This window comes from Frateuria defendens (assembly GCF_001182895.1).
GTDB lineage: Bacteria > Pseudomonadota > Gammaproteobacteria > Xanthomonadales > Rhodanobacteraceae > Frateuria_B > Frateuria_B defendens.
Genome location: NZ_LFQR01000162.1, coordinates 1 through 9,785 on the forward strand (window position 1 = coordinate 1; position 9,785 = coordinate 9,785).

A 9,785-nucleotide genomic window follows, 5' to 3' on the forward strand; every position below is an offset into this window, starting at 1 on the left:
TCTACCGCCCACGCTCCTAGCCCGAACGGACGGGCGTCGTCTCCCGCGAGGCGGCGCCCGTCGGACTTTCCGCCACCGTGCCCGAACTGCCCGAAGTCGAAACCACCCGCCGCGGCATCGCCCCGCACCTGGTCGGCCGGCGCATCACCGCGGTGACCCTGCGGCGCGCGGACCTGCGCTGGCCGATCCCGCCCGAAATCACCACCTTGCTGCCCGGTCAGCGCATCGAGGCGGTGGAACGGCGCGCCAAATACCTGCTGCTGCACACCGCCGCCGGCAGCGCGCTGCTGCACCTGGGGATGACCGGCGTGCTGCGCGTGCTGCCGGCGGACGCACCGCCCGGCCCGCACGACCACGTCGACATCGCGCTGGAAGCGGCGCCCGGCCAGCCCGCGCGCGTGCTGCGCTTCACCGACCCGCGACGCTTCGGCTGCCTGCTCTGGCAACCGCCGGGCGCCACCCACGACCTGCTCGCCGCGCTCGGCCCCGAACCGCTCACCGAGGCCTTCGACGGGGCCATGCTGTGGCACCTTTCGCGCGGCCGCCGCGCGGCGGTGAAGCTGTTCCTGATGGACAACGCGGTGGTGGTCGGCGTGGGCAACATCTACGCCAGCGAGGCCCTGCACGCCGCCGGCATCGACCCGCGCCGCCCTGCCGGCAAGGTCTCGCGCGAACGCTACGACCGCCTCGCCGCCGAAGTGAAGCGCATCCTCGCCTGGGCCATCGAGCGCGGCGGCACCACCCTGCGCGACTTCCTCAACCCCGACGGCGCCCCCGGCTACTTCTTCCGCGAACTGATGGTCTACGGCCGCGAGGGCGAACCCTGCAAGACCTGCGGCACGCCGATCCGCCAGACAGTGCTCGGCCAACGCTCCACCTACTGGTGCCCGCGCTGCCAGAAATAATCCGAGCCTTGGATCGCCATCGCCCGTCTCGCAATTTATTGCGTGGCACAGAATCCTGTGATGGAATCGGATTGTCCGCTAAAGGACACCAACAAATAGGGAGATTTCCATGAAAGCAGCAGGCGCGTCGTTTGCAGTCGCCGTGGCACTCGGACTCCTTTCCTTATTTCATTCGGCACCAAGTCAGGCCGCTCCGGACTGCGGCGTCTGCGCTGACTGGGAAGCGCAATGCAATGCCGATCCCACCTCTGACGCATGCAAGAAGTGGATCACTTATCGGTGTAGTTGGTGTCCAGCCGTCACCCCGAAAGGGGCATCATATTCACTGAACGCCGAGCTGCTCTTGGCGCCTCCCATGGCAGCGCGGCGAGAAAACCCGCTCCTTTGAGTCCATCGGCCCTCTGCGCACCAAGAAAAGCCCTGTACAACAGGGCTTTTTTTGTGGCTTGAAGCTCGGTCAAGCAGGGAAATGCATTTCAACTGTCCTGTTGTTGAAGTGCGGATCCTCATAGTCGCCGGATAGGCGCACCACCGGACTACCAAAAACCCCGCCCACTTCTAGCTCCTGGCCGTCGGCGAAGCGCGCACCGAGCGCCAGCATCTCCACCAGGCGTTCGCACAGCAGGCCGGCCTGGCTGGTGGCCGATTCGGGTACGTTGCGCAGGCTGACGTCGGGGCGGCCGAACTTGCGCAGGCCGCGGGTGTGGACGTGGAAGCGGCCCGGGGCGGCCTCGTCCTCGCGGCAGACGATCAGCACGTGGCTGCGCGGCGGCGCGCCGCCGGGCACGAGGTAGCGCCGGCGCCATGTGTCGGCGTCGTGCAGCGAGAGGATCTGCGGATCGAGCACGCTCTTGCCGCCCACGTCGAGCAGGGCGGCGATCACGCCCAGCGTGTCGCGCAGGTAGTCGAGCGAGTCGCGGTCGGCGATGCGTCCGCGCACCACCAGCACTTCGGGTGCGAGACGCGCCTGCTCGTACACCTCCGGCGCATCCTCCTTGAGCAGCGCGCCCAGCGCGCCGATCAACGGATAGCCCTCCCAGCGGCGCAGCACCGCGTTCTGGAAGCGCTGCAATTCGACGCCCTCCGGCAGGCCGTCGCTGCCGTAGCGCGCGGCGGGAATCGCCAGGTCCGTGTCGAACTTGCCGAACACGTAGAACTGCAGCAGCGCTTCTTCGTCGCCCGGCTGCCAGTAGGGACGGGGCCAGGAGGCGGGAGCGGCGGTGGAATCGGTCATGGGGTGTCCTGGTGGAGAGCGCCGCTCAATGGCCTTCGCCGAGCGGCAGCACGGGCTGCTGCAATGCGATGCGGCCGCGCCCTTCGGTGATCTTCTTGAACTCGGCGCGGCTCACCGAGACATAGCGCTCGTTGCCGCCGATCTCAACCTGCGGCCCCTCGGTGACCGCGCGGCCCTGCTCGTCCACGCGCACGACCATGGTGGCCTTGCGGCCGGTGTGGCAGATGGTCTTGATCTCGTCGATGTTGTCGGCCCAGGCCAGCAGATAGCGGCTGCCTTCGAACAGCTCGCCGCGGAAGTCGGTGCGCAGCCCGTAGGCCAGCACCGGGATGTTGAGCTTGTCCACCACGTCGGTGAGCTGCCACGCCTGCGCGCGGGTGAGGAACTGCGCCTCGTCCACCAGCACGCAATGCAGGGGGCCACGCGCGGAAAGATCCGCCTCGACGCGCGCGAACAGGTTCTCCTCGCCGCCGAAGCGCACCGCGTTGGCCTTGAGGCCGATGCGCGAGGCCACCACGCCCTCGCCGTGGCGGTCGTCCAGCGCCGGCGTGAGGATCAGCGTGCGCATGCCGCGCTCGTGGTAGTTGTACGCGCTCTGCAGCAGCGTGGTGGTCTTGCCGGCGTTCATCGCCGAGTAATAGAAGTAGAGCTTGGCCATGGCGATGCGTCTGAAGGCTTGGCCGTGCATGGTACGCGCAGCGCGCCCGCCTCTGCATGCCGGCGAGGCGGGCGGGCGGCGTCATTCCTGGTCCAGCGGCGTGGTGCCGCCGGTAAAGCGGATGCGCGCCTGGGCGAGGCGGTAGCGGTGCTCGGTGCGCCAGCGGCGCCAGTCGCGCAGCCCGCTCAGGGCGTAGACCAGCTTGAACAGCCGCAGCCGCCACAGCACCCGCGGCGTGTCGAACAGGTCGCCGGCGAGCATCGAGATCACGCCCTGCTCGAGCTGCCAGGTGTTGCGCGGATGTCGGAACATCCACTGCATCACCGGCCCGTTGAAGCGGTAGATGAAGAAGGCGAAGCGGGCCATGCCGGTGCGCTGGCGCTTCTCCAGGCGACGCAGCAGGGCGGCTTCGCGGCGCGGCTCGCGCAGGGCCTGATCGACCACCTCGGCCGCCCGCTCGGCGCCGCTCATCGCCAGGTAGACGCCGGAGGAGAACACCGGGTCGAGGAAGGCGAACGCATCGCCCACCAGCACCCAGCCCGGCCCGCCCATGCGGGAGGAGTCGTAGGAGTAGTTGCCGGTGACGCGCACCTCGCCGTCGATCAGCTCCGCCTGCCGCAGGCGCCGCCACAGCGCGGGGTTGCCCTCGAGCGTCTCCAGCAGGAAATCGACCGTGCGGCCCTTGCGCTGCTTGAGGTAATCCGGCCGGCAGACGGCGCCCACGCTCATCACGCCGCCCGGCAGCGGGATCATCCACATCCAGCCGTGGGCGAAGCTGTAGATGCTGATGTTGCCCGCGTCCTCGCCCGGCCGCGCCTGGGCGCCACGGAAGTGGCCGAAGATCGCCGCGCTCTGGTGCTCCGCGTTCTTGCGCCGCAGCTTGCGGCGGCAAGCAAGGAAGGCGTCGCGGCCGCTGGCGTCGACCACGTAGCGCGCCTGCACGGCATATTCGCGCCCGTCGTCGGTGCGCACGTCCAGCCGCGTCTCGCGCGCATGCCGCTGCTCGACCCGCACCACCTCGTGCCCTTCGCGCGCCTCCGCGCCGCTCTCGCGCGCATGGTCGTAGAGCATCTTGTCGAAGTCCTGCCGCCACACCTGGTAGGCGTGCGGCGGGCTGTCGCCGAGCGCGCGGGCGAAGGCATAGGTGTTGTAGCCGCGCTCGTTGTCCGCCTCGAAATCCGCACCGGGCTTGTACACGCCGAGCGCGCGCACCTTCTCCAGCACGCCCAGCCGCTCGAACACCGGCAGGTTCATCGGCAGCAGCGACTCGCCGATGTGGAAGCGCGGATGGCGCGCCTTCTCCAACGCGATCACCCGATGGCCGCGCCGCGCCAGCAGCGCCGCCGCCGTGCTGCCCGCCGGCCCGCCGCCGATCACCGCGACGTCGCACGACTCGACCACCCCGTCCCTTTCCCGTTCCCGTTCCCGTTCCGTCATGCTGTCCCCCGATCGGCCGCCCCCTTGGCAGCCGCAAGCCGGTGATTATGCCGCCCCGGACGCGCGCGGGGGCTCTGCTAACATCGCTTGCCGCTCCCGCATCGCCTCGACCCATGCTCAATCCCCAACAATTGGCCGCCGTCGAGTACTGCGACGGCCCGCTGCTGGTGCTGGCCGGCGCCGGCTCCGGCAAGACCTCGGTGATCACGCAGAAGATCGCCTACCTGATCCAGCGCCTGAAGCTGCCGCCGTCCAAGATCGCCGCCATCACCTTCACCAACAAGGCGGCGCGCGAGATGCGCGAGCGCGTGGGCAAGCTGGTGAGCAGCGAGGATGCCGCCGCGCTCACCGTCTCCACCTTCCACGCGCTGGGCCTGAAATTCCTGCAGATCGAGCACGACCGCGCCGGCCTGCGCCGCGGCTTCTCGGTGCTGGACGCGGACGACAGCGAGGGGCTGGTCAAGGAACTGGCCCCCAAGGGCGCCAAGCCGGACGTGCTGCACGGCCTGCGCAGCCTGCTCGGCCGGGCCAAGAACGCCGGCCTCTCGCCGGAGGAGGCGCTGGCCGCCGCGCGCAGCCCCAAGGAGCTGGAAGCGGCCACCCTCTACGACCTCTACCAGCGCCGCCTGGCCGCCTTCAACGCAGTGGACTTCGACGACCTGATCCGCCTGCCGCTGCGCATCCTCGAAGAAGACACCGCATGCCGCGAAGCCTGGCGCGAGCGCCTGCGCTACCTGCTGGTGGACGAATACCAGGACACCAACGACGCCCAGTACCGCCTGCTGCGCGCGCTGGCCGGCGAGCGCGGGCGCTTCACCTGCGTGGGCGACGACGACCAGTCCATCTACGCCTGGCGCGGCGCCAACCCGGAGAACATCGAGCAGCTCGGCCGCGACTGGCCGCAGCTGAAGGTGATCAAGCTCGAGCAGAACTACCGCTGCGGCAAGCGCATCCTGCGCGCCGCCAACACGCTGATCGCCCACAACCCGCACCTGCACGAGAAGAAGCTGTGGAGCGAGCACCCCGAAGGCGCGCCGATACGCATCCTCGAATGCAAGGACGGCGAGCACGAGGCCGAGCGCGTGGCCGCCATCGCCGCCACCCTGGCGGAGAAGCACAAGGCGCGCTGGCACGACATCGCCATCCTCTACCGCGGCAACTTCCAGGCGCGGCCGCTGGAGAAGGCGCTGCGCCTGGCCCAGGTGCCCTACCACCTCACCGGCGCGCTGTCCTTCCTCGACCGCGCCGAGGTGAAGGACCTGCTCTGCTACCTGCGCCTGCTCACCAACCCCAGCGACGACGCCGCCTTCCTGCGCGTGGTGAACACGCCCAAGCGCGAGATCGGCGCCACCACGCTGGAGAAGCTCGGCCAGCTCGCGCAGTCCAAGCAATGCTCGCTGCTGGAAGCCACCCGCAGCGACGCCGCGCTGCGCCAGCTCTCGCCGCGCCCGGCCGCGGCGCTGGCCGGCTTCTCCGAGCTGGTCGACGAGCTGCGCAGCGCCTCGCTGCACGAGAGCGCGGCCGACCTGGTCGAGCGCGTGCTCGCGCGCACCGGCTACGCCACCCACCTGCTCGCCAGCATCCCCGACGCCACCGTGCGCGACCGCAAGCTCGGCAACCTGCGCGAGCTCACCGAATGGTTCCGCGCCATGCAGCGCGGCAGCGACGGCGCCGGCAACCTCGCCGCCCAGCTTGCCCTGCTCAGCCACGCCGACCGCGACGACCCCGGCAACGCCGTGCGCATGATGACCCTGCACGCGGCCAAGGGCCTGGAGTTCCGCTTCGTCTTCATCGTCGGCTGCGAGGACGGCACCCTGCCGCACGAGGGCGCGCTGGACGAAGGCCGCCTCGATGAGGAGCGCCGCCTGATGTACGTGGGCATCACCCGCGCCAAGGAGCTGCTCACCCTGTCCTTCTCGTCCAAGGCGAAGAAGTACGGCGAGATCCTCACCCTCCAGCCCAGCCGCTTCCTGCAGGAACTGCCCCAGGACGACCTGCACTGGCAGGGCCGCGACCCGGAGGCGGACAAGGAAGTGGTGCGCGAGACGGCGCAATCGCATATGGCGAGGATTGCGGCGATGCTGGCCGGCAACGCGGCCTCTTCATAAGACGCGGCGGGATGGGACTCGGCGCGCTGTACGGCATCGCCTGAAGGCCGGCCTCGCCTTACCGCTGTCCAGTAACGGCAAGGCCGGGGTCCTCGCAGAGCCCCGGCCATCCTCGCCGACGGGCAAGCCCGTCAGAACTTCTGGTTGTACTGCAGGTAGACGTAGCGGCCCAGATCCAGCGCCGGGTCGATGTAGGTCGAGCTGTTGTTGGTCACGGTGAAGGTGATCGGCGGATGCTTGTCGAACACATCGCGCACGCCCAGGGCGACGCTCGCATTCCAGGGCAGCTTGTAGCGCCCCTGCAGGTCGTTCATCACCACCGCGCCGATGCGGTCGGCGCCCGGGCCATAGGCCCAGTTCACGCTGTTGTAGTTGGGCATGTTGCAGTGCTGGGCGGGATCGGTGTTGAAGCACTCGTCCAGGAAGGCGCCGTAGTAGCGGACGTCCCAGGTGGCGCCCCAGTTGCCGAGCTGCCAGTCCACCCCCGCGTTGGCGCGCCAGTGCGGCATGCCCCACTGTCCGGCCGTGTTGATCTTCTGCGCGCCCGGCTTGCTCTGCGTGGTGTACTCGTCCAGATAGTTGGTATCGAGGGACAGGGTGAGCTGGCCGAACGAGAACGCCGGCAGCCGGTAGTTCACGCTCAGGGAGTAGCCGGACGTCTGCAACCAACCCAGGTTGGTCGTGCCTTCGCGCAGGCCGACCACCTGCCCGTTCGCGTCGCGGCTGAACTGGTCGCAGAAGGCCTGCACCGAATACTGGTAGCACTGCTGCAGGGTGTAGTTCGCGTCGATGCTGGTAATCGTGCTGTTGATGCGGATCTTGTAGAAATCCAGCATGACGTCCAGGCCCTCCACGTAGTGCGGGCTGTACACCACGCCCACCGTGCGGGTAATGCTCTTCTCGGGCTGCAGATCGGGGTTGCCGGTGTTCACCCAGAACGGCGTGGTGCTCTGGTTGGGAACGCCCTTGACCGGCTTGCCGGCGGTGTCGGTCTGGCGGAAGCTGGCCGGCAAGCCCGCGGACGCGCAGTTCCTGGCCACCGTCGCGTTGCCCGTGGAGCCGTACACGGCGTCGCAAGGGTCGGTGTAGTAGTCGAACGATTGCGAGCCGCCGCCGTACAGGTCGCTGATGGTCGGCGCCCGGAAGCCCTTGGCGAAGGTGCCGCGGAACTTCAGGTCCTCGATCGGCGAATACTGGAAGCTGTACTTGTTGTTGGTGGTACCGCCGAAGTTGCTGTAGTGCGAATAGCGGCTGGCCACGTCGAACGACAGCGCCTTCGCGCCCGGCAGGTCCTTCAGCACCGGAATGCTCAGTTCCACGTAGGCCTCGTTGGTGGTGTAGCCGCCGCTGGTGGGGCCGCTGACGAGGTCCGTGGTATAGCCCTGGCTGGCCAGCGGATCGGGATGGTTGAAGCCGTCGATCGAGCGGTGCTCGATGCCCGCCGCGAAGCTGAAGGTGCCCGCCTCGAGCGGCATCTCGAACAGGCCGCCGGTGATGTTGGCGGTGAAGTCCTTGCTGATGTCCTGCATCCGCGACTGCTCGAGCGCGTTGATGTACTTCAACGCGTCCGGCGTGGAGGCGCTCGGGCCGCCGAGGATGTCGAACGGCACGCACTGGTTGAGCGAGATCGGACTGGCCGCCGTGCCGCACTGCACGACCCCGCTCGCATTGAGGAAGGAGGGGCCCAGCGCCTTCTGCATGTTCAGCAGGTTGAGGTTGCCCGTGCCGGTCGAATCCACGTCGTACTTGTTGTAGTCGAAGCCGACATCCCAGTTCCAGGGATACTGGCCGACCTGGAATTCGCCGTCGAGGCCGGCGTCGAAGTGGAAGGACTTGGCCTCTTCGCTGGTGACGCGGGGCAACTCGGTGACGCGCCGGGCCACATCCACGTCCTGTCCCGGGAAGGGGTTGTAGTAGCTGTCGCCGCTCAACACGACCGCGGGATTGATGCCCGGCGTGAGAATGGCGGTGTTGAACGGATAGCCCGCCACCTGCATCGACGAGTCGCGCTCGGCGTACATGCCCGTGGCCTTGAAGCGGATGTTGTCGGTGAGGTTGTAGCTGCCCTGGGTGAACACCGACTTCAGCTCGTTGGGAATCTGCTCCATCATCTGCAGGGTCGGGTTGTAGTAGTCGTTCGGGTAATCGGGCCCTTCGTGGTAGTTGCCCAGGTTCCTCGAATCGGCGCCCATGCCCTGGCCGTTCCAGTTGCCGGTGTGGTTGATCACGTACCGCGTGCCGTCGGGACCCGTGACGCGGCCCCAGGGGCCGGTGCCGCTCAAGCCCTCGAGGCCGAAGTACGGGCCGTAGGTATAGCGGGTGTAGTTGCGCGAGTTCGCCCAGACGGGATCGGTCTTGTTGTAGGTCGCGGCGAACACCAGCGAGGACTTGTTCGTGGTGGTGCCGAAGGTGACCGAATAAGCCTGCTGGCGGCCGTCGCCGCCCTGCTGCTGCCCGATGGAGCCATTGAATTCGGCGCCCTCGTAGTGATCCCGCAGGATGATGTTCACCACGCCGGCGACGGCGTCGGAACCGTACAAGGACGAGGCGCCGTCCTTGAGGATGTCGATGTGGTCGATCAACGCCGCCGGGATGGTCGACAGGTCGGTGAGGCCCGCCAGGCTGGTCATCCAGCGCTTGCCGTTGACCAGCACCAGGGTGCGGTTCTCGCCGAGGTTGTACAGGTTGACGTACTGGCCGCCCTGCTCCGTATTGCTGGCCAGCACCGAGGATTTGCTGAAGGTCGGCTGGCCGGCGAAGGTCAGGTTCTGCAGGATGTCGCCCACGTTGACCAAGCCGGTCTTCTGGATGTCGGCCTGGGTGATGGTGACCAGCGGCTGCGCCGTCTGGACGTCGACGCTGCGGATACGCGAACCGGTCACCGTAACGGCCTGCAGGTTCCTGGTAGCCGGGGCAGGCGCCGAGGACGGCGGCTGGCCATTGCCATCGCTATCGGCCTGGGCAAAAGCCACGTTGGCGGCCACGAACGCACCCACGGCCAGCCCCAGGCGAATGGCGACGGCGAGTGTGCGATTGGCATGCTCCTTCATAATGCGAAATCTCCCCTGTCACGGTTAAACAAAGAAACTTTCCCAAATAGCCAATGGGCGACGCTGAAAACCAGCGCACCTCTCCAGCAATGAGCGTCCCCATCACGCGGCCTCATGACCGTCGTCGCAGACCTGCATTGATCCGCCCCCGCTTCCCTTTTCTTCACCCTGGCGGCCCGCGATAATCGCGGGCCGCGGCGCGGCGGCCATGGGCAAAAAGAACCCCTAAGCCGCCCATGGGACAGCGCCTTCGATTTCGACTTGAATGACCCCCGTCAGGCCAGGACGCCTTCTTCAGCCGGGCAGCATTACCCCTACCCGGCCATCGCAGCCCATTGGCCGCGATGCAAAAGCATTAGCATGGCGCCAGCCATTAAGGATGCTCTGATCTAT

The 9,785-nt window shown here is 67.8% G+C and carries 6 protein-coding genes; 2 read left to right on the plus strand and 4 right to left on the minus strand.

Annotated elements, in window-relative coordinates; genetic code table 11:
* The first annotated feature begins 77 nt into the window (after window positions 1–77).
* Window positions 78–905, plus strand: a complete 828-nt coding sequence (mutM, locus tag ACH65_RS17240; protein ID WP_049623869.1) for a bifunctional DNA-formamidopyrimidine glycosylase/DNA-(apurinic or apyrimidinic site) lyase — start codon at window positions 78–80, stop codon at window positions 903–905.
* A 457-nt stretch (window positions 906–1,362) separates the two neighbouring features.
* Here the strand turns inward: mutM and ACH65_RS17245 are convergent, their stop codons facing one another.
* The 3 genes from ACH65_RS17245 to ACH65_RS17255 form a co-directional block, all read right to left on the minus strand.
* Complete coding sequence (locus ACH65_RS17245) at window positions 1,363–2,139, minus strand: hypothetical protein (RefSeq protein ID WP_049623870.1); 777 nt, start codon at window positions 2,137–2,139, stop codon at window positions 1,363–1,365.
* A gap of 25 nt (window positions 2,140–2,164) precedes the next feature.
* A complete protein-coding gene (locus ACH65_RS17250) occupies window positions 2,165–2,797 on the minus strand; it encodes a thymidine kinase (RefSeq protein WP_049623874.1) in 633 nt (210 codons plus the stop codon).
* 81 nt (window positions 2,798–2,878) lie between these two features.
* Window positions 2,879–4,234 carry an NAD(P)/FAD-dependent oxidoreductase gene (locus ACH65_RS17255; protein WP_049623871.1) on the minus strand — a complete coding sequence of 452 codons (1,356 nt, stop codon included), beginning with the start codon at window positions 4,232–4,234 and terminating at the stop codon, window positions 2,879–2,881.
* Window positions 4,235–4,347: 113 nt separating this feature from the next.
* Between ACH65_RS17255 and ACH65_RS17260 the strand changes: the two genes are divergently transcribed.
* Window positions 4,348–6,342, plus strand: coding sequence for a UvrD-helicase domain-containing protein (locus ACH65_RS17260; RefSeq protein ID WP_049623872.1), 1,995 nt, complete (start codon window positions 4,348–4,350; stop codon window positions 6,340–6,342).
* A 131-nt stretch (window positions 6,343–6,473) separates the two neighbouring features.
* On the opposite strand, the gene ACH65_RS17265 is transcribed toward ACH65_RS17260, so the two are convergent.
* The gene (locus ACH65_RS17265; protein ID WP_049623873.1) at window positions 6,474–9,392 is read right to left on the minus strand and encodes a TonB-dependent receptor plug domain-containing protein; all 2,919 of its coding nucleotides are present in this window, start codon (window positions 9,390–9,392) and stop codon (window positions 6,474–6,476) included.
* Window positions 9,393–9,785 lie beyond the last annotated feature (393 nt).

What these genes read in the sequence shown, in the direction of transcription:
- ACH65_RS17245 (WP_049623870.1), bottom strand. Translation starts at nt 2,139, where the DNA reads ATGACCGATTCCACCGCCGCTCCCGCCTCCTGGCCCCGTCCCTACTGG.
- ACH65_RS17250 (WP_049623874.1), bottom strand. Translation starts at nt 2,797, where the DNA reads ATGGCCAAGCTCTACTTCTATTACTCGGCGATGAACGCCGGCAAGACC.
- ACH65_RS17255 (WP_049623871.1), bottom strand. Translation starts at nt 4,234, where the DNA reads ATGACGGAACGGGAACGGGAACGGGAAAGGGACGGGGTGGTCGAGTCG.
- ACH65_RS17260 (WP_049623872.1), top strand. Translation starts at nt 4,348, where the DNA reads ATGCTCAATCCCCAACAATTGGCCGCCGTCGAGTACTGCGACGGCCCG.
- ACH65_RS17265 (WP_049623873.1), bottom strand. Translation starts at nt 9,392, where the DNA reads ATGAAGGAGCATGCCAATCGCACACTCGCCGTCGCCATTCGCCTGGGG.